This is a genomic window from Pseudomonas sp. WS 5027 (assembly GCF_012985695.1).
Lineage (GTDB): Bacteria > Pseudomonadota > Gammaproteobacteria > Pseudomonadales > Pseudomonadaceae > Aquipseudomonas > Aquipseudomonas hygromyciniae.
In genome coordinates this window covers 1-18,493 of sequence record NZ_JAAQWU010000015.1, presented here as the reverse complement: position 1 = coordinate 18,493, position 18,493 = coordinate 1, and the positions used below count along the sequence as shown (strand labels likewise).

The 18,493-nt window shown below is 60.6% G+C and carries 16 protein-coding genes; 8 read left to right on the top strand and 8 right to left on the bottom strand.

Translation table 11 applies throughout. From position 1 onward, the window contains the following. Positions 1-6: 6 nt before the first annotated feature. A complete protein-coding gene (locus tag HBO09_RS18560) occupies positions 7-1,230 on the bottom strand; it encodes a TolC family protein (protein WP_169996053.1) in 1,224 nt (407 codons plus the stop codon). A 182-nt stretch (positions 1,231-1,412) separates the two neighbouring features. Here HBO09_RS18560 and HBO09_RS18555 point away from each other — a divergent pair, with 182 nt between their 5' ends. Then, positions 1,413-2,087 (top strand): heavy metal response regulator transcription factor, encoded by a 675-nt coding sequence (locus HBO09_RS18555; RefSeq protein ID WP_169996051.1) that lies wholly within the window; start codon positions 1,413-1,415, stop codon positions 2,085-2,087. A 165-nt stretch (positions 2,088-2,252) separates the two neighbouring features. On the opposite strand, the gene HBO09_RS18550 is transcribed toward HBO09_RS18555, so the two are convergent. Further along, positions 2,253-3,536: an MFS transporter gene (locus HBO09_RS18550; protein WP_169996048.1), complete on the bottom strand. Its 1,284-nt coding sequence runs from the start codon at positions 3,534-3,536 to the stop codon at positions 2,253-2,255. Between the two features lie 181 nt (positions 3,537-3,717). On the opposite strand from HBO09_RS18550, the gene HBO09_RS18545 reads away from it, so the two are divergent. The 3 genes from HBO09_RS18545 to HBO09_RS18535 all read left to right on the top strand — a co-directional run bounded on the left by HBO09_RS18545 (position 3,718) and on the right by HBO09_RS18535 (position 7,124). Further along, complete coding sequence (locus HBO09_RS18545; RefSeq protein WP_169996046.1) at positions 3,718-5,136, top strand: TIGR00366 family protein; 1,419 nt, start codon at positions 3,718-3,720, stop codon at positions 5,134-5,136. A gap of 124 nt (positions 5,137-5,260) precedes the next feature. After that, a complete protein-coding gene (locus tag HBO09_RS18540) occupies positions 5,261-6,430 on the top strand; it encodes a hypothetical protein (protein WP_169996044.1) in 1,170 nt (389 codons plus the stop codon). Between the two features lie 169 nt (positions 6,431-6,599). Beyond that, entirely contained in the window at positions 6,600-7,124 is a 525-nt protein-coding gene (locus HBO09_RS18535) for an SET domain-containing protein-lysine N-methyltransferase (RefSeq protein ID WP_169996042.1), read from the top strand. Here the strand turns inward: HBO09_RS18535 and can are convergent. Further along, positions 7,121-7,765 carry a carbonate dehydratase gene (gene can, locus HBO09_RS18530; protein WP_029295821.1) on the bottom strand — a complete coding sequence of 215 codons (645 nt, stop codon included), beginning with the start codon at positions 7,763-7,765 and terminating at the stop codon, positions 7,121-7,123. The genes HBO09_RS18535 and can overlap by 4 nt on opposite strands. Positions 7,766-7,904: 139 nt before the next feature. On the opposite strand from can, the gene HBO09_RS18525 reads away from it, so the two are divergent. Then, positions 7,905-8,309, top strand: coding sequence for a serine kinase/phosphatase (locus tag HBO09_RS18525; protein ID WP_169996040.1), 405 nt, complete (start codon positions 7,905-7,907; stop codon positions 8,307-8,309). Positions 8,310-8,363: 54 nt separating this feature from the next. Here the strand turns inward: HBO09_RS18525 and rimI are convergent, their stop codons facing one another. Next, positions 8,364-8,816: a ribosomal protein S18-alanine N-acetyltransferase gene (gene rimI, locus HBO09_RS18520; protein ID WP_003188286.1), complete on the bottom strand. Its 453-nt coding sequence runs from the start codon at positions 8,814-8,816 to the stop codon at positions 8,364-8,366. Then, on the bottom strand, positions 8,809-9,561 hold the full coding sequence (locus HBO09_RS18515) for an energy transducer TonB (protein WP_169996308.1): 753 nt from the start codon (positions 9,559-9,561) through the stop codon (positions 8,809-8,811). Before HBO09_RS18515 ends, rimI begins: the two co-directional genes overlap by 8 nt. A gap of 228 nt (positions 9,562-9,789) precedes the next feature. Between HBO09_RS18515 and mksB the strand changes: the two genes are divergently transcribed. From mksB to mksF, 3 genes are read left to right on the top strand one after another with little or no spacing between them, the layout of a single operon-like run. After that, a complete protein-coding gene (gene mksB / locus HBO09_RS18510) occupies positions 9,790-11,064 on the top strand; it encodes an Mks condensin complex protein MksB (protein ID WP_029295829.1) in 1,275 nt (424 codons plus the stop codon). Beyond that, positions 11,054-11,761, top strand: a complete 708-nt coding sequence (mksE, locus tag HBO09_RS18505; RefSeq protein ID WP_169996038.1) for an Mks condensin complex protein MksE — start codon at positions 11,054-11,056, stop codon at positions 11,759-11,761. Before mksB ends, mksE begins: the two co-directional genes overlap by 11 nt. Then, on the top strand, positions 11,758-14,598 hold the full coding sequence (mksF, locus tag HBO09_RS18500; RefSeq protein ID WP_169996036.1) for an Mks condensin complex protein MksF: 2,841 nt from the start codon (positions 11,758-11,760) through the stop codon (positions 14,596-14,598). The genes mksE and mksF overlap by 4 nt, the downstream gene beginning before the upstream one ends. Positions 14,599-14,688: 90 nt before the next feature. Here mksF and HBO09_RS18495 read toward each other — a convergent pair whose 3' ends face one another. From HBO09_RS18495 to HBO09_RS18485, 3 genes are read right to left on the bottom strand one after another with little or no spacing between them, the layout of a single operon-like run. Next, entirely contained in the window at positions 14,689-16,992 is a 2,304-nt protein-coding gene (locus HBO09_RS18495) for an MlaD family protein (protein ID WP_169996034.1), read from the bottom strand. Next, positions 16,985-17,608, bottom strand: a complete 624-nt coding sequence (locus tag HBO09_RS18490; protein WP_029295837.1) for a paraquat-inducible protein A — start codon at positions 17,606-17,608, stop codon at positions 16,985-16,987. The genes HBO09_RS18495 and HBO09_RS18490 overlap by 8 nt, the downstream gene beginning before the upstream one ends. Continuing rightward, the gene (locus HBO09_RS18485; protein ID WP_169996032.1) at positions 17,595-18,254 is read right to left on the bottom strand and encodes a paraquat-inducible protein A; all 660 of its coding nucleotides are present in this window, start codon (positions 18,252-18,254) and stop codon (positions 17,595-17,597) included. Before HBO09_RS18485 ends, HBO09_RS18490 begins: the two co-directional genes overlap by 14 nt. Between the last annotated feature and the right edge of the window lie 239 nt (positions 18,255-18,493).

The following is an 18,493-nucleotide window of genomic DNA, read 5'->3' as shown; positions in this document are numbered from 1 at the left end:
GAAAGATCAAATGCGGGCGAGGTCGCCGTAAATCCGTTCGATGCGCACCCAGGCATCGGTGGCCTGGGCGCGTGCGGCGAGGTATTGGGTGCGGGCCGCGATCAAGGTGCGCTGGGCGTCGAGCACCTCGAGAAAGTTGAACTTGCCCATCTCAAAGCCACGGGTGGCGCTGTCCACCGCGCTTTGGGCGGCGGGCAGGATCACTTGGTTGAAGGTGCGCACCTCACTGTCGGCGGTCGACCACAGGTCCAGGGCCTGGCGGGTTTCGGTGCGCAGGCGCAGCTCGGTGGCGTTGCGCAAGTCCCGTGCCTGGTCGGCTCGGCGGCTGGCGGCCAGCACATTGCCCTGGTTGCGATTGAACAGCGGGATCGGCATCGATACGCCCACCAGATTCACCCGCTCGCGGACGCTGGCGTCGTACTGGCTGCCGATGGAGACATCCAGGTCGGGAATCCGCTGGGCCTTTTCCAGGCCCAGGCCGGCTTCCCGTTGCTGGATTTGTAGCTGCGCCAGGCGCAACTCGGCAGTGCTCTCCAGGCGCGCCAGCAGTTGGGTGGCCGAAGGCAGCGCCGGCGGATTCACCGCACCTGCCTCCACGCGCTCAAAGCCGATAGTGGCGCTGCCGGTGATGGCCGCCAGGCGGCGATAGGCATCACTCACGCCGATCTCGGCGCGGCTGCGCTCCAGGCGGATTTCCGAGACCTGTACCTGGGCGCGGGTGGCTTCGACCGGCGACGCCTTGCCCGCCGTGACCCGGCCATTGGCAATCACCAGGCCGCGCTCGGCCAGTGCCATTGAGCGCTGGGCCAGCTCCAGGCGTTCCTGGGCCCGCAGCGCACCATAAAAGCCATCGATGACTTCGGCCCGCAGCACGTTGCGCCGCTGTTCCAGTTCCTGGGCTGCGGCCTCTTGTGCCCGCGAGGCCACATCGATGCGCGCCCCGCGTTTGCCGCCCAACTCCAGGGTCTGGCTCAGCTTGACGGTGGTAGTGCGGGTGCTGCGGCGGGTGTCTTCGGCATCCCAGGAGGCCACCGGGTTGGGGATCAGCCCGGCCTGCTGACGACCGCCTTGGGCGATGTCGATTTCCCATTGCGCAGCGGCCAGGTCCGGGTTGCCGGCAAACGCACTTTGCAGGGCCGATTCGAGGGTCAGGGTCTGTGCGCTTGCCACTTGGGCCATCGCCAATAACCCCACTACGGAGCACACAATAGTTCTTGAAAACATTGGCATAACAAGCGTTCCACACCCATGAGTTGGCGGACAAATCCAAGCAGGGGCAATGTAACTTTCACTACTTATCAGGGGGGTGGCCAGAACATTACAAATCCGTTAGCAAAGGCTCTGGTCCGGGCTTTTGCTTTAACCTTCGCGGCAATTGCAGCTACTTTCCCCTGCCCCGAGGCACGCTCAACATGCGAATCCTGGTTATCGAAGATGAACTGAAAACCGCCGACTACTTGCAGCAGGGATTAAGCGAAAGTGGCTATGTGGTTGATTGCGCGGCCAGCGGTACCGACGGTTTGCACCTGGCCCGGCAACACGCTTATGAACTGGTGATTCTGGATGTGAACCTACCGCTGATGGACGGCTGGGATGTGTTGCAGCGGATCCGCCAGACCAGCAACACGCGCATCATGATGCTGACCGCCCAAGGCCGCCTGGCCGACAAGATCAAGGGCCTGGAACTGGGCGCCGACGACTATCTGGTCAAGCCTTTCGAGTTTCCCGAACTGCTGGCCAGGGTCCGCACCCTGATGCGCCGCAGTATCGAGGCCGCCGTGCCGGACGTGCTAAGGGTGGGCGACCTGGAACTGGACCAGGGTCGCCACCGGGCTTTTCGCGGCAGCCAGCGCATTGACCTGACCACCAAGGAGTTCGCGCTGCTACACCTGCTGATGCGCCAGAGCGGCGTGGTGCTGTCACGCACGCAAATCATCTCGTTTGTGTGGGACATGAACTTCGATTGCGACACCAATGTGGTCGAGGTCTCGATCCGCCGCCTGCGGGCAAAGATCGACGACCCGTTCGAGCGCAAGTTGATCCACACTTTGCGCGGGGTCGGCTACGTGCTGGAGGACCGCGAATAGCGGTCAGTGCGTGAGCGATTCCTGGCTAAAACCCTGGCCTTCGGTATGGATTGCCTCCTGTGGGCGCGGGCTTGCTCGCGAAAGCAGCCTGTCAGTTGATGCATGTGCCGACTGACACACCGCTTTCGCGAGCAAGCCCGCTCCCACATTTGTAAGGTGGTGGCTTTAAAAAACAGGTCGAGTGGCAAACCGCACTGCACTGGCCACGCCGACCGCGCCCATCACCACACAATAAAAAACGCAAATCCATGGGCTGGTGGGCATCAACGCAATCAGCATCAACGGCGTAGTGCTCGCCCACAGCGCATAGGCAATGTTGTAGGTGAAGGAAATCCCCGACACGCGCACCGGCGCCGGGAACAGGCTGACCATCACCGATGGCACCGCGCCCACCACCCCGCAACTCAATCCGGCAATGGCATAGGCCGCGCCCAGCCACACGCCGCCGGCAATCAGGCTGGCGTAAAGCACGGCGATGCCCACCGGCAGCAGCAGGCTGTAGACCAGCACCGCGCGCCAGGCGCCGATGCGATCCACCAACAGGCCAGCCAATACGCAACCAATATTCAGGAAGACGATGCCCAATGCACTCAATGCGAAGGTGTGGCTGGGGCTCATGCCGAAGGTTTTCTGCATCATGGTTGGCGTAATCACCACCAGTACCACCACCGCCGAGGTGAGCACACAGGTCAGCAACATGGCCGGCAGCAACGCTTGGCGATGGGCGCGCAATACCGTGCGCAGCGGCAGTTCGGCGCCGGCCTGGCGACGCGCCTGCATGGCCAGGAACACCGGGGTTTCACTGAGCCAGCGGCGTAGCCAGACACCGATCACACCAAACACACCGCCCAATAGAAACGGAAAGCGCCAGGCGTAATCGAGGATTTGTTCAGCGGTGAACATCTGCGCCAGCAAGGTCGCCGTCAATGCCCCCAACAGGTAACCGAACGTCAGCCCGGCTTGCAGGAACCCCAAGGCATAACCACGATGGTTGGCCGGCGCGTGCTCGGCGACGAAGACCCAGGCGCTGGGCACTTCGCCGCCCACCGCCGCGCCCTGCAAGACCCGCAGCGCCAGTAGGATCAGCGGCGCGAAATAGCCGATTTGCGCGTAGGTCGGCATGATTCCGATCAACAGGCATGGCAAGGCCATCATCAGGATGCTCAGGCTGAATACCCGCTTGCGCCCCAGGTGATCGGCAAAGTGCGCCATCAGGATCCCGCCCAGCGGTCGCGCCAGGTAGCCGGTGACAAAAATCCCGAAACTTTGTAACAGGCGCAACCATTCAGGCATTTCCGGGGGGAAGAACAGCTGGCTCAGGGTCAGGGCGAAAAATACGAAAATGATGAAGTCGTAGATTTCCAGGGCACCGCCCAAGGCGGCCAGGCCCAGGGTTTTGTAGTCGGAGCGGGAAAAACGCTGCGCCTGTGGATAAGCGGTGGCAGTCATGGAGAAGCTCGGCAGACAGACAAAATGGCGTGCAGGTTATGAGCTGGACCGGATCCTGGCAATCGCCGCCGATATATTCGGTTTACTCATTGATCCATGAAAATAACAACATTCCCAAATAAATGGCCGTGGGCCAAGATGCCCGCAATCCGCCCCATAATAAATACAAGAGGTAAATAACGTGGCCGATCCTATCGAAGAAAGCCGCTATGCCCGCTTTGCCCTGCGTTGCTCGAATTTTGCCGAACGCTGGTTTCCTGACTCTTGGGTGTTTGCCGCCCTCGCCGTGATTATTGTCGCCGTGGCCGCCCTGGGTATGGGCGCTGCGCCCACCGACGCCGCCAAGGCCTTTGGCGATGGTTTCTGGAGCCTGATACCGTTCACCATGCAAATGGCCTTCGTGGTGATTGGTGGCTATGTGGTCGCCAGCTCGCCGCCTGCTGTGAAGTTGATCGATCGCCTGGCGCGTATCCCGAAAAACGGCCGCTCGGCCGTGGCGTGGGTGGCGTTGATCTCGATGGTTGCCTCACTGCTCAACTGGGGCCTGTCCCTGGTGTTCGGCGGGTTGCTGGTGCGGGCGCTGGCCCGGCGCACGGATTTGCGCATGGACTATCGCGCTGCCGGCGCGGCGGCCTATCTGGGCCTGGGTGCCGTGTGGGCGCTGGGGTTGTCGTCTTCGGCCGCGCAATTGCAGGCAAACCCGGCCAGCCTGCCGCCGTCGATCCTGGCGATCACCGGCACCATTCCCTTCACCGACACCATCTTTTTGTGGCAATCGGGCGTGCTGTTGCTGGCGCTGATTGTGGTGTCGCTGGTCATCGCCTACGTCACCGCACCGGGCCCCAACTCTGCGCGGGACGCCAAGGCCTGTGGTGTGGACCCGTCATTCAACCTGCCCAAGCCACAGCCGCCAAGCCGTCCGGGAGAATGGCTGGAACACAGCCCATTGCTCACCATTTTGCTGGCGCTGCTGGCGGCCGGCTGGTTGTTCCATGAGTTCTCGACCAAACCTGCGATCAGCGCTATCTCGGGGCTCAACACCTATAACTTCCTGTTCATCATGGTCGGCGCCTTGCTGCACTGGCGCCCGCGCAGCTTCCTCGACGCAGTGGCCCGCGCGGTGCCAACCACCACGGGGGTGTTGATCCAGTTTCCGCTGTACGGCTCCATCGCGGCGCTGATGACCGTGGTCAAGGGCGGCGACGGCCAGACCCTGGCTCACCATATCTCCACTTTCTTCACCTCCATTGCCTCCCACGACACCTATGCGCTGCTGATGGGCGTGTACTCGGCGGTGCTCGGGTTCTTTATCCCATCGGGCGGTGGCAAGTGGATCATCGAGGCGCCGTATGTGATGCAGGTGGCCAATGACCTGCAATATCACCTGGGCTGGGCCGTACAGATCTATAACGCTGCCGAGGCGCTGCCGAACCTGATCAACCCGTTCTACATGCTGCCGTTGCTTGGTGTGCTGGGGCTCAAGGCACGGGACCTGATTGGCTTCTCGTTTGTGCAGTTGCTGGTGCACACGCCGTTGGTGCTGTTTTTGCTGTGGGCGTTGGGGACGACGTTGAAGTACATGCCGCCCGTGATGCCTTAGGGGCCAGTGGTGTCGGGGGATGCAAAAAAGCGCATTTCCCGACGCATTTTCCCGGTCAGCCGCTACTGTGTGAGGGTGGGCATTCATCCCGCGCAGACGGGCTTTAGCTGACAAGGAAACACCTATGTTTAAACTGATCAGGCTGTCCTTCACCTTCGCCGTACTCACCTTGAGCACGGTCCTACACGCTGATGTCGAACTCAATCTAGGCAGCGCGCAACGGGTCACGCAATTGTTCGCCTACCCCAACAATTGCGGTGTGATCTGTTTTCGGCCATGGACGCTGGAGCAGACGGTGGAGCATTACCTGACCCAGAGCCTGCAGCGGGATGGCTACAGCCGCGCCAGGGTCAGCGTGAAAACCCGACAGGATCAGGTGTTGGCCCACTTTACCGGCGTGCCCGATGGCTATGACCAACCCCTGACTGCGTTGCTGAACACCGCCGACCTGGCCTATGAGGGCGCCAGCCGGCTCAACCGCGAGGGCAAGTGGCAATTTAGCTGGTACCTGTTCCTGCCGTTGGGCATGGCCCTGGAGAACCGCAAGAGCATCGAGTTGATGCATTTCCCGCCGGATTATTCACTGACTCATTATCAGGACTATCTGGAGTCCGCCACCACCGATCGATGGGCTACGTTGCTGACCGCCAACGGGATACCGGCAACCCAGACCCCGGAATACCAGACCATTATCGATATTGCGCCGATTGCCGCGCCCTCGTCGGCGGGCAAGGACCTGGAAGGTGTCTACGGCTATTTCAGCGAGTACCAGACCCGGATTGTCCGGGAACTGAGTTTGCACCCCACAGGCTCATTGCCAATGGTCGCCTTCGGCGCGCCCGTGCGCAGCTGGATCCAGCAACAGTACGGGCAAACCCTCGGGGTATTGGACCTGGCGCAGATCAGCCCGGCCGAAGGCAGCAAAGTCGCAGTACTGGGGGCCAATCACCCCAGTTACATCTGGTACGCCGCCAACCCGGACAGCTACGACGGTGACGAACAGAAGGCCGACGAGGCCGGTCTGAAAGTCATGGGCCAGGACCTGAGCGCGGCCTGCTGGCAGGCCGGCATGGGCCAGAAGCCGGCCAGTGACCCTAATGTGTTACTCAAGGGCTGTATGAATACCTGGCAGGTGACACGCAAGGAACAGACTTGCGAGCTGTTCTACACCTCGATTCGCGAACTGTCCGGCGACCAGGCCAGGGAAAAATGCGCCACCGTCACAATGAGGACTCAGCTCAAGCGTCTGAAAAGCCCACTACCAGAAGCGTCTGTGCCAGCCCCCGCCCTTTAAGCGTCCTGCTTGTGCGTATTGGCTTACGCAAAAAAACGCCGATATCTACTGTCAGATTTGACAGTAGATATCGGCTGCAACTTGCGTAAATCTTAGATCGTGCCCATTTGCTGCATGACTGGCAGTTACATCAACATCAGGAGGTCGATGCAGCCCGACAAGGAACGCTATGAAAACCCAAGTCATGGAAGATACGCCGGCTGATGCGATCGACTGTATTTATCCCTTCGCCAACCTGCTGGCCAAAAAAGGTTACCCCTCGCCCCGGCAGTTCGAAGTCGTAACCACCCGCAATGGTCGCGGAACCGGCATCAAGACCCGCGTCGACTTTAAGAGCCGTATACGTATTGCGAAGATCTCCGGGTACGCATTGGGCGAACGGCACTTGCACACGCTGCAGATATCGTCGCGCATCCACTTGTACGACCCGTGGTTCAGCGGCCTGCTCCTGCATTCGTGCGATCCGAATGTGTTTCTCGACATCAGCGAACTGGAGCTATGGTCGGTCCAGGCCATTCGCCCCGGAACGCTGCTGACGATGGATTACGCCACCACCGAAGATGTACTGTTCCGCCAGTTCGCTTGCCGCTGCGGTGCCGGTAACTGCCGCGGCTGGATCACCGGCGCAAAAGAGCCGCTGAACCCGCAAGGCCAACTGTTCATGGAACAGTGGCGCCAGCGCAAACGCTATTAAATCGCCTCTATCGGGCGCAGGCGGTACTGCGGCGGCAATTGCTCGAACCCGGTGATGGTGGCGTTGAGGCTTTTCCAGCGACCGTCCTTGATGCCGTAAATGCAACCGTGGATCGACAGGCTCTGCCCGCGGTGCCAGGCGTTCTGCACAATGCTGGTGTGACCGACATTGGCCACTTGCTGGATGACGTTGAGTTCACACAGGCGATCAACGCGTTCTTCTTCGGTGGGCAACTGGGCCAACACTTCGCGGTTCTCGTAGTACAGGTCGCGGATCGAGCGCAGCCAACCGTCGATCAGACCAAACTGGCGGTCCTGCATCGAGGCACGCACACCGCCGCAGCCATAGTGGCCGGTGACCAGGATATGTTTGACCTTGAGCACATCCACCGCGTACTGGATCACCGACAGGCAGTTGAGGTCGGTGTGCAGCACCACGTTGGCCACGTTGCGGTGTACAAACAGGTCGCCAGGCAGCATGCCGACGATCTCGTTGGCGGGCACCCGGGCGTCCGAACAGCCGATCCACAGATACTCTGGGGTCTGCTGGCGGGCGAGCTTGGCGAAGAATTCGGGATCTTCCTGTTTGATCGCATCCGCCCAGCGTTCGTTGTTATCAAGCAGGTCTTGTAGTTCGTTCATCAGGGAAAGCCTCAGGAATGATGCGCAGTTTTGTGACTGACAACCGCTCGCCCAGGTCACGCCGCACGCAAATTAGCTTGAATCTTTGGAGCGCCGAGCCTGTCCACACACTATAGGCCCCACAGCATGAGGATTGACCATGACGCAATCACGACGTCCGTACGGCGCTACGCAGCCCGAGCCGATAGATGACAACGAAGATCGCATGGGCTCGATGCGAGAGCTGGAGTTTGACGAGCAGGAGCCGACGGCGGAAATCGGCGATGAGATCCCCCGTGCTGAGCGCGAGCACCTGATGCCCGACGAACGGGTGCGCGAGGCCGGGATGACTGGGGCTTCGACGGCGGATCATGAGCCCACGGATGATGATATGAGCCCCGAAACCCTGATCCATGAAGATGGCGCGCGGGACGCCCGGGAAGAAGGTGAAGGCGAACCGGCCGATTGGGACCTGAGTGTCGTCGATGAAGATGAGATTGGCGGCGGTAATGGGTTGGATGAGGCTGAGTTGGCCGATGTTGACCCGATAGACGGCAACCGCTGACACACCTGGCCCTTGTAGGCGCTGGCTTGCCAGCGCCTACAGGGGGTTGGGTGTTTAGTCGACTAGGGTGCAGGCCATGACGACTGCGTCTTCGCGACCACCGACGGCAGGGTAGTAATCGCGGCGACGGCCGATTTCGTTGAACCCGTAGCGTTCATACAGGCGGAATGCGCCGGTATTGCTGTCGCGCACTTCCAGGAAGCACTCCCGGGCGTTGGCGGCATAGGCGCGGGACATCAGGTGCTCCAGAAGCGCCAGGCCCAGGCCGCGGCCCTGGTTTTCCGGTTTGACGGTAATGTTCAACAAATGCGCTTCATCGAGGATGATCTGCACCACCCCGTGGCCCACCTGTTGCTCGCCTTCGAACATCAACCAGATCTGGTACTTGCCCAGCCCGTCGAGAAAGATGCCACGGGTCCAGGGGTGGCTGAACGCCGCGTATTCGATTTTCAACACGGCGTCGAGGTCAGCCTCGGTCATCGGGCGGAAGGATAAAGCCTCACTCATCGGTTGTTTTCCAGCGCGCCATCAGCCGGCGCATGGCTTGCCAGACATCAGCCTTACGCTGTGGCTCTTCCATTAATAATTCCAGGCCCGGCAAGGCCCAGACCGAGCCCAGGCCTTCGACCTGCAGTTCGCGGTACCAGGCCTCGGCATTGGCTTCGCCGGCAAATCGCACGGCAGGCAGACCGATCAGCCACAGGCACACGCAGGGTTCATCTTCCAGGCGGGCCGAAACAAAGCCTTGCACGAAGTCACGTGCGGCGTCCGGCCCCTGGTCCATATTGCCGCGCACCAGCAGCGGCCAGCGCACGGGCTCGCCGACGATCTGCGGGCTGTCGGGCAGGCCGGCGGCGCGCAGCATGTCCTTGAGCAGCAGATAGGCAGGATCACGGGCCTGGAAACGTTCGCCGGTCGGCAACTCCACCAACAACAAACAGCGCCCGGCCCGCAGCAGTTGCAAGGCAAAGCGCGGTGGCGGTACGACCGGGGCCTTGGCGACCGGGGCCGGGGTATCGTCAGCCGCTGCAACGGGCTTGGGCGCCGTCGAAGGGCGTGGCACTTCGATCTTGACCCGCTCCGATGGCCGCACGGCTGCTTCAGCCGTGGGCTTGACCACCGCAACCGGCGCCGCTGCTTCCTCGCCCGAGGCGTCGAATGGCTCGAACGGTTCCAGCGCTTGCAGCAGTTCGGGCCGCGACGGGGCGGCAAAGGGCAATTCGGTGCGCGGCAGCCAGTTGACCACCTGCATGGCGGTCAAGTAAGCGCGACGTCGGGACTCGATAAGCAAGGCTCGGCCACTTGTGGATAACTAAAGAGCGTGGATTCTACCGCCCTTCGACGATGATCGCCCACCGTTGATGCTTTTCTCTGCATTCCTGACCGCCCATCGCGAAGGCGCCCTGACCGGCTGTGGATAAATCCCGCGTCTGATGCAGTACAATCGCTGCTTTTAATCGCCAACCAGCCGGCCATTCCGATGATCGAACCCAAGCGCGTCTTGCGCGCCCTCGCCGAACACTGGGCCCTGCTTGAGCCACTGTGCGAACACTTCGACCAAGGCACCCTGAGCCTTGGCGAGTTGCGCGCGCAACTGGCCGCCCAACAACTGGACAGCACGCCACAGGACATCACCAGCCTGCTGGACGTGTGGATTCGCCTGGATATCCTGGTGCCTGTGGCCAAGAGCCCGAACCGTTTCGAGCTCAACGCGCAGATCCATGACTTCCTGGCCTATCTTCGCAAGGAGCACCGGCTAGGCCTGTGCCTGGAAATCGAAGCCTACCTGCGCCACCTCGAGCGCCTGGCCGGTTATATCCAGGACGCCTTCGACATCCGCGACGGCCATGACCTGGCCCGCCAACTGCGGCTGCTGGACATGCGCGTGCGCGACGTGCTGAAAAAACTCGCCAACGACGAACAGGCCCTCGCTGCCGTGGCCGACCGCGCCAAGACCAGTGACCGGCAAATCCCGTTGCGCCAGCGCTATGCCGAGGTCCTGGCGACCTGGGACGAGTACGTCGAGCCGATGATTCAACTGGTGAATGCCGACGGCGCCTTCGAACAAGGCGTACGCAAGGTGGAAAACGTGCTGCTGCGCATGCTCACCGAGCAGCAGCGCCTAGGCCACCTGGTGGACGACGATATGTTGCTGCGCACCCACGCGCGCATCCTCGAAATGCAGACCAGCGCCCAGTTGACCTTGCGTCATGCCCGCGAGCTGCTGCTGCCGCTGCGCGAAGAGGCGCGCCGGCACAACGCCGTGACCCGTGGCGCGGCGCTGGCCCTGTCGGCGATCCGGCGCAAGGGCCTGGATGCGGTGCCGCAAGCGGCGATGCCGATGTTTACCCGGCCACAAAGCACCTTCCTGGGCAGTGCCAGCCAGGTTGAAGCCTATGTATATGCCCTGGCTAACTTCGAACCTAAACCGGCGCGTTTCCCCAAGGCGCACAAATCCCACAAGGGCGAAGCCCAGCGTGCGCCGCGTACGGTCAAGGAGATGCTGGAGCGTTGCGAAGACGCCCTGCCGATGCCGGACCTGATGACCTGGCTGCTGGAGCAGGAACCGGACGGTGCTACCGACGAGTTGCTGTACTGGTTCTCGCGCCTGTCGCGGGAGAAGCGTTTCAAGCGCGAGCGCCTGGAACGCCGGGATTACCATACTCACGAGCACCAGGTCAGCCTGCGCTCATTCGCCCTGCTCCCGGCCAGCGACGCGGCCGAGCACTCTGCGAGCACACCTCATGCATCTTGATCTATCCGAACTGTCCCAACTGGCGCCGATCTTTCGCGAGTTGTTCAAGGGTTACCACGTCAGCCGCCGCGACCCAGAGCTGTATGCGCAACTGTCGAACTTCCAGGATCAGTACCGCACGCTGTTCAAGGCCCTGGGCTTTGAGCTGGTGTGCGATACCCGGGGTTTCTACTACTTCGTGCCGGACACCGCCGTGGCCGCCGCGCAGGTGAACAAGACCGCACAGCGCCTGGCACTGTTCACCTTCATCATCGTCGAGCACTTGGCCGATCAGGGCCGCGACCCGATTGCCGTGCTCGATGGTGGCAGCCTGGGCCGCGATGAACTGCCATCGTTGCTGGAGAAGTACCGTGACCTGTTTATCCAGGCCGAGGTGCAGACCGTTGAGGAGTTGGAAGAAAAAATCATGCGCCGCATGACCCAGCTCGGGTTTGCCAGTGAAGACAACGGTATTTATCGCTTCCTGCCGCCGATGCACCGTTTCCTCGACGTGTGCCTATCGGTCCAGGCTGACCGCGACCTGGCAGCCAGCGTGCACAGCGTGCTGCCGTTGCCGGCGCCGGTGATCATCGACGAAGACAGCGATGAAAAACTGCTGCAGACCGATGACCCGCTGGACTTGAGCGAATTTGAAGCAGAAAGCGAGGAAGACGCCCTGGCCCGCGCCATTGCCGAAGAACAGGAGACCGATGCATGAGCAAGGAACGCTACGGCATTCGCCGCTTCGCCCTATTGAATACCGCCGGCTACAGCCTGGGCCTGTTCCCGCTGGAAGAGCCGCTGTCGGTGTATGGCGCGAACAACCTCGGTAAATCAGCGTCGATCAACGCTTTGCAGTTCCCGATCCTGGCACGCATGTCGGACATGAGCTTCGGCAAGTACACCCTTGAGCAGTCGCGACGCTTCTACTTTGCCACCGACACCAGCTACATCCTTGTCGAAGTGTCCCTGCCCCACGGCCCACATGTGATCGGCGTGGTCGGTCGCGGCCCGGGTGGCGGCTTCGGTCACCAGTTCTTTGCCTACGCCGGCAAGCTGGACCTGGCCCACTATCAGAAGAACGACACCTGCCTGCGCCAGAAAGAGCTGTTCACCAACCTTGAGCGCGAAGGCCTGAAAGCCTATGAGCTCAAGCCCGATGAACTGCGACGCTTGCTGGTGGGTGGCCATACTTCGATCCCGCTGGACCTGACCCTGATTCCGCTGCGTTCTACCAGCGAGCAGAGCCTGAAGACCTTCCGCGCACTGTTTATCAACCTGCTGCACATGCGCGAAATCACCGCAGCCAAGCTCAAGCAGCTGTTCCTCGATGCGTTCGAGCACAGCCTGCGCTCGGGTAGCGTCGATTACATCGCCGCGTGCGAAGAAGCCTTCCGCGATGTGCGGCGCATGGAGCAGGACTACAACTCCCTGGTCGCCGCCGGCCCCTTGGTCGAAGCCTTGGCCAATGGCGTGAAACAGCGCGATATCCTACGTGGCAAGCTGCATCGCTTGTCGCCGTTGCTCGACTCGTTGCTAGGCACCTGGTCGGACTACGCCAGTGCGCGCAAGGAAGAGCTGACAATCCAGGCCGAACACTACCGCAACGAGCAAGACGCGCTGCAGAACGACCAGCGCGGCGGCACCCAGGAGCTGATGCGCCTGGAGCGGGAAATCACTGGTATTCAACGCTGGCTGGGCGAGTTGTCGGTGCTCAAGCATCGCTTTGCCCTGGTGGATGACGTCAAGGTCCTGGAGCAGCAACTGCTGGCGGCCAAGGATGCGCACGATGAACTGGCCGGCGCCCTGGCGCAGTCGCGACAGTTCAGCGCCGAGGATCTGGATGAGCGTCTACGCGATCTGGAAAAGCGCCTGAAGTCGGTCAAGCAGCAACTCGATCACGCCGACAACAACAGCTACGCCAAACTGCGGGAAGAATTCTCGCAACAGGACGTCGAACGTCTGATGCGCCTGTTCAACAGTTCGCTGTTCAGCCTGCCACTGGGCGAGCATGGCATCACCCTGGATGAGGACGGCCAGTGGGTCAAATCCCTGGAACTGATCCTCGATGGTTTCAAGGGCGAGCGCTTTGAAGTACCGGGGCTGTCCATCGACATCTCGCATATCGAGCCGCCGGCTCTGCAAGCCCTGGCGGATCGTGCGGCATTGCGCGACCAGAAAGAGCGCCTGGAAAAAGAACTCAAGCAACTCAAAACCCAGCAGGCGGTAGCGTCTGACCGGGCGGCGAGCAAGACCCAGACTGAAGCGCTGTACCAGCAAGTGCTGGATGCGCAGAAAGCCCTGGAAGACTTCCGTCGCAGCCAGACCCTGAGTGCCGAGGAAGGCGAGAAGCTGGAGCACCTGGCACAGATGGAAGCCGCGCAGGACGAATTGAAGCGCTCCAGCGATGCGTTTACCGAACGTGTGCAACAGCTGTCGGCCAAGCTGCAACTGGTAGGGCGGCAGATCGGTGATATGGAAGCCAAGCAACGCACCCTGGATGACGCCCTGCGCCGTCGCCAGTTGTTGCCGGCTGACCTGCCGTTCGGCACGCCGTTCATGGACCCGGTCGACGACTCCATGGACAACCTGCTGCCGCTGCTCAATGACTACCAGGATAGCTGGCAGGGTTTGCTGCGTGCTGATGGGCAGATTGACGCGCTGTATGCACAGGTGCGTCTCAAAGGCGTGGCCAAGTTTGACAGCGAAGACGATATGGAGCGTCGCCTGCATCTGTTGATCAACGCTTACGCGCACCGTACGGACGAAGCCCTGACCCTGGGCAAGGCGCGCCGTGCGGCGGTGACGGATATCGCGCGGACCCTGCGCAATATTCGCAGCGACTACGACAGCCTTGAGCATCAGTTGGCGCTGTTCAACCGCGAGATCAACAAGCGCCAGGTGTCCAACCTGCAGAGCTTCCGTATTGTGTTGGCACCGAACAAGGAAGCGCTCAAGCATATCGACCAGATCATTCACAGTGCCGGTCAGTATGAGGAAGGCGAAACCCTGTCGGTGTTCGACCTCAGCCAAAGTGCCGAGCAGGACAACAAGAACGAAGAGGCCAAGGAGTACCTGGCGCGCCTGGTCGCCGCCAACCATAACCAGTTGGGGCTCAAGGACCTGTTTGAATTGGCGTTCGAAATTACCAAGGTCAATGGCCAGCCGATCATTCACACCGACATCGATGGCGCCGCGTCCAACGGCACCACCATGACCATCAAGGCGCTGACCAACATGTACTTGTTGCTGCACTTGATGGACCGCGACCAGGCCGGTCGTGTGCGCCTGCCTTACTACCTCGACGAGGCGGCGGATATCGACGAGAAGAACCAGGCAGCCTTGCTGGAAACCAGCTTGCAACTGGGCTTTGTGCCGATCCTGGCCAGTGTGAAGCCGCAGGTTTCCGCCCAGGTGGCGATCGACCTGGAAGGCGGCAGCGGGCCGAACGGGATCTACATTGATGAGGCGGACTGGAAGTACATCCGCCGCCATGATGTGGTGAAGGCGACGGTCAATGTGCAGGCCGATGAGCCGGAGTTGGATGAGGTCTGATCGGTTGCGATACAACCTGTAGAAGCGGGCCTCTACAGGTATTAAAAAGGCCGCGATCTTTTGGATCGCGGCCTTTTTTGTGGCGTGGATTTATTTACCCAGGGGGATCTTCGGCGCCCAGATCAACCACTCGTCTTCGAACTTGTCGAACAACGGGAAGGTCTGCTCGGGCAGCGCCGGGTTACCCATGCGCTCGCCATCCGGAGTGGCAAAGGCGATACCGCCCTGGACCAGGGTTTCCAAAGACTCGGTGCGTACCGTCGCACCTTTGAACAGGCCGAAGTCCAGACCAAAGCCACTGCTGTTCCAGAAACGGCTGCCACCGCGAACCAACGGTGCGTACTTGGGCTCGATCAGCACATGGATCAGCACGCGATCCGCCGTCTTGCCCAACTCGTAACCGGTGACCTTGCCTACAGTGACTTCACGGTAGGTGACCGGCACGCCGACTTTCAATGAACCACGGCGGGCAGCGCTGAGTACCAGGCTCAAGCCAGCTTCCTGCACGTTGCTCTCTGGCGGCTGGGCCAGGGCTACAAAGTTCTTTTGCGGGCCGGTGCTCTTCACCGCGGGAAGCACTTCGATGTACTGCCCGGTGACCAGGGTTTCCAGGTTGGCCGTTTTCATCAAGCCCAGTTCAGGCTTGACTACCCAGAACTGGCTGCCGGCACGGGCGATCCGCTCAGGTACTTCGGTGATGCGTGCAGTGAGCATCACCGACTGCATGTCCGCGCTCAGATCGACGCTTTCAATCTTGCCCACGTCCAGGCCTTTGAAGCGAATCGGCGTATCGGTGCGCAGGCCATCGGCGCGGTCGACCTTGATGGTGATCAGGGTGCCACGCTGGCGGGAGGCTTCGTGATCGGCAAACAGGCGGAAACGCGGGATGCGATTTCTCAGCGGCACATTCGGCTCTGGGGTTTCAAAGGCGATACCACCGGCCATCAGGCTTTGCAGGGATTCGCTTTTGACCTGGATACCGCCGGTGAGTCCACCGGTCAGGGTCACGCCACTGGCGTTCCAGAAACGCGTCGAACCGTTGACCAGGCCTTCGTACTCTTTCTCGATATGCACGCCGATGACCAGTTGTTTGCGCTTGCGCGAGAACTGATAGCTTTGTACCGAACCAACCTTGACCTGCTTGTAGAGGATCGGACTGCCGACTTCCAGGGAGCCAAGGCTCTCGGTGAGCAGGACCAGATGCAAGCCAGGGGAGCGCAGGTCCAACGGTGGCGCCTTGGGCCGGGCGACAAATTCGCGCTGGGGGCTAGCGCCTTTGTCGCCGGGACGGATGGCGATGTAGTTGCCTTTGACCAAGGCTTCGAGACCGGTAATGCCCGCCAGGGAAATGGACGGTTTGACCACCCAGAACTGGGTGCCTTCTACCAGATAGTCCTCAGCCAACGGGTCGAGGGTCAGGTCGGCGCTGGCGCTGGATAGGTCAGAGTCCACCTTCAGGGCCTTGAGGCTGCCGACCTGGATACCTTTGTACATCACAGGGGTGCGACCTGCCTGCAAGCCCTCGAAGTCACTGAGTTTGACCTTGACCCGGATACCTGCTGCGGCGGCATCGAAGTCTTCGTAAAGGCGGAACGGCAGGCTCGGATCGGTGGGCGGACTGTCCTTGCGATTTTCCGGCGTGGCGAAGGCGATGCCCCCGGAAACGATGCTGGCCAGGGACTCGCTGCGGACTTTGACCCCGGACAGGTTGGCGTCGATGCTGATGCCGCTGGCATTCCAGAAGCGCGTATGTTTGCGCACCAGGCTGGCGTAGGTTGGCTCGATGTAGATCTTTACCTCTACGGTGTTTTGATCGGCGGACAGCAGGTAGCTTTTGACCTGGCCGACCTGGATCTGTTTGTAGAACACCGGGCTGCCACGGTCGAGCGAACCGAGCCGTTCGGCCTTGACGGTCAGGTGCAGGCCGGGCTTGGCGTCGGATAATGGAGGCTCTTCGGACAGCGCCTTGAATTTGCGCGTGGGCTCACCGTCGCCGGGGCTGGCGGCGATATAGTTGCCCGAGACCAGGGTTTCCAAGCCGGTAATGCCAGCCAGGCTAACGCTAGGCTTGACCAGCCAGAAGCGCGTATTGGCCTTGAGATATTGCTCGACATCCTTGTTCATCTCGATGGTGGCAATCACCCCGCGATTGCTGCCCTCGTCATCCAGGGCCAGGGTTTTGACCTTACCCACGGTCATGCCTTTGTAGACCACTTCGGTCTTGTTGACCTGGATGCCCTCACCGCTTTCAAAGCGCACCTGGATCTCGATGCCCGTCTGGGTATAGGCACGCCATCCGAGCCACCCGCCGATCACCAGGGCGATCAACGGCAGCACCCAAATGGCCGACCAGTTCGAAGCGGGGCGGGTTTTAGCCTTTGGCAAATCAGTCATGGTCGTCGTCCGACTCCGTGTTATCCCAAATCAGTCGGGGATCGAAAGTTACTGCAGCAAGCATCGTCAAAATCACCACACTGGCGAATGCCACAGCACCGAGATTGGCCTCGATACTAGCAAGTCGCCCAAAGTTTACGACCGCAACCAGAATAGCGATCACGAAGATATCCAGCATGGACCAGCGGCCGATAAATTCGATAAAGCGGTACATGATAATGCGTTGTCGGGCAGAAAGCGGCTGGTGACGCTGCACCGAGAACAACAGCAGCGCGATGCCTACCAGCTTGAAGGTTGGTACCAGGATACTGGCAATAAACACCACGGCGGCAATCGGGAACATACCGTGCTGAACCAGTTCGATCACGCCGGCCATGATCGTGCTCGGCGCGCCCTGCCCCAGGGAGTTGACCGTCATGATAGGCAACAGGTTAGCCGGGATATATAGAATTGCCGCAGTAATCAGCAATGCCCAGGTGCGCATCAGGCTGTTCGGACGGCGAGCGTGGACCAGCGCGCCGCAGCGGGTACAGGTTTGTTCGTCGGTGTCTGGGTCCTGCCTGTTCAATTCGTGACATTCGGTACAAATCAGAATGCCAGCATCAATCGCCCGCATGTTCGTCCTCCCCGGACAACGCTTGCCAGATCTGATGAGGTGACATGACCACCTCCAACAGTACCTGGACCATCAACAGGCTGACAAAACAGGCCAGTCCCAGGCCGATGCTGAGGGCGGCCATGTCGGCCAATTTTACGATCGCCACCAGTACGCCCATCAGGTAGACCTCAAGCATCCCCCAATCGCGCAGATGGTGATAAATGCGGTACAGCAACAGGCCGTAGTTGCGGCCTACGTTCCAACGAATGCTGAGCAAGACCGCCAGTTGGCACAGTAACTTAAGCAATGGAATGCCCATGCTGCACAGGAACACCACCACGGCGACGCCTTGCATGCCGGTATTAAACAGGGCGACTACGCCGCTCCAGACCGTGTCTTCAGAAGACTGCCCGAGTAGATTGAGCTGCATGATGGGTAGAAAGTTCGCAGGGACGTATAACAACAAAGCTGCGATCACCAAGGCCAGGCTGCGCTCGACGACATTGTAGCGGTGGGCGTACATCTCATAACCGCAGCGTGGGCACAGGGCCTTTTCACCGTGTGCAAGCTCTGGCTTGCGCATCAGCAAGTCGCACTCGTGGCAGGCAACCAGGTCCTCTAGCGGTAGGTCGGACACCTGGGTGATATCAACCGGGTCGGACATATAGGGCTCTAAGTCTAAAATGATCAGGCGTCTATTCTAGTGTTCTGGTTCAGAAATAACTGTGCAAATTTGTCGGAATGAACAATGGCGATATGCCAAAGCCTTTTCGACAGCCCAAAACAAAACCCCAACTGCTTTCGCAATTGGGGTTTCGGAATTTAATCTTGACGATGACCTACTCTCACATGGGGAAACCCCACACTACCATCGGCGATGCATCGTTTCACTACTGAGTTCGG

What these genes read in the sequence shown, in the direction of transcription:
- HBO09_RS18560 (WP_169996053.1), bottom strand. Translation starts at nt 1,230, where the DNA reads ATGCCAATGTTTTCAAGAACTATTGTGTGCTCCGTAGTGGGGTTATTG.
- HBO09_RS18555 (WP_169996051.1), top strand. Translation starts at nt 1,413, where the DNA reads ATGCGAATCCTGGTTATCGAAGATGAACTGAAAACCGCCGACTACTTG.
- HBO09_RS18550 (WP_169996048.1), bottom strand. Translation starts at nt 3,536, where the DNA reads ATGACTGCCACCGCTTATCCACAGGCGCAGCGTTTTTCCCGCTCCGAC.
- HBO09_RS18540 (WP_169996044.1), top strand. Translation starts at nt 5,261, where the DNA reads ATGTTTAAACTGATCAGGCTGTCCTTCACCTTCGCCGTACTCACCTTG.
- HBO09_RS18535 (WP_169996042.1), top strand. Translation starts at nt 6,600, where the DNA reads ATGAAAACCCAAGTCATGGAAGATACGCCGGCTGATGCGATCGACTGT.
- can (WP_029295821.1), bottom strand. Translation starts at nt 7,765, where the DNA reads ATGAACGAACTACAAGACCTGCTTGATAACAACGAACGCTGGGCGGAT.
- HBO09_RS18525 (WP_169996040.1), top strand. Translation starts at nt 7,905, where the DNA reads ATGACGCAATCACGACGTCCGTACGGCGCTACGCAGCCCGAGCCGATA.
- rimI (WP_003188286.1), bottom strand. Translation starts at nt 8,816, where the DNA reads ATGAGTGAGGCTTTATCCTTCCGCCCGATGACCGAGGCTGACCTCGAC.
- HBO09_RS18515 (WP_169996308.1), bottom strand. Translation starts at nt 9,561, where the DNA reads ATGCAGGTGGTCAACTGGCTGCCGCGCACCGAATTGCCCTTTGCCGCC.
- mksB (WP_029295829.1), top strand. Translation starts at nt 9,790, where the DNA reads ATGATCGAACCCAAGCGCGTCTTGCGCGCCCTCGCCGAACACTGGGCC.
- mksE (WP_169996038.1), top strand. Translation starts at nt 11,054, where the DNA reads ATGCATCTTGATCTATCCGAACTGTCCCAACTGGCGCCGATCTTTCGC.
- mksF (WP_169996036.1), top strand. Translation starts at nt 11,758, where the DNA reads ATGAGCAAGGAACGCTACGGCATTCGCCGCTTCGCCCTATTGAATACC.
- HBO09_RS18495 (WP_169996034.1), bottom strand. Translation starts at nt 16,992, where the DNA reads ATGACTGATTTGCCAAAGGCTAAAACCCGCCCCGCTTCGAACTGGTCG.
- HBO09_RS18490 (WP_029295837.1), bottom strand. Translation starts at nt 17,608, where the DNA reads ATGCGGGCGATTGATGCTGGCATTCTGATTTGTACCGAATGTCACGAA.
- HBO09_RS18485 (WP_169996032.1), bottom strand. Translation starts at nt 18,254, where the DNA reads ATGTCCGACCCGGTTGATATCACCCAGGTGTCCGACCTACCGCTAGAG.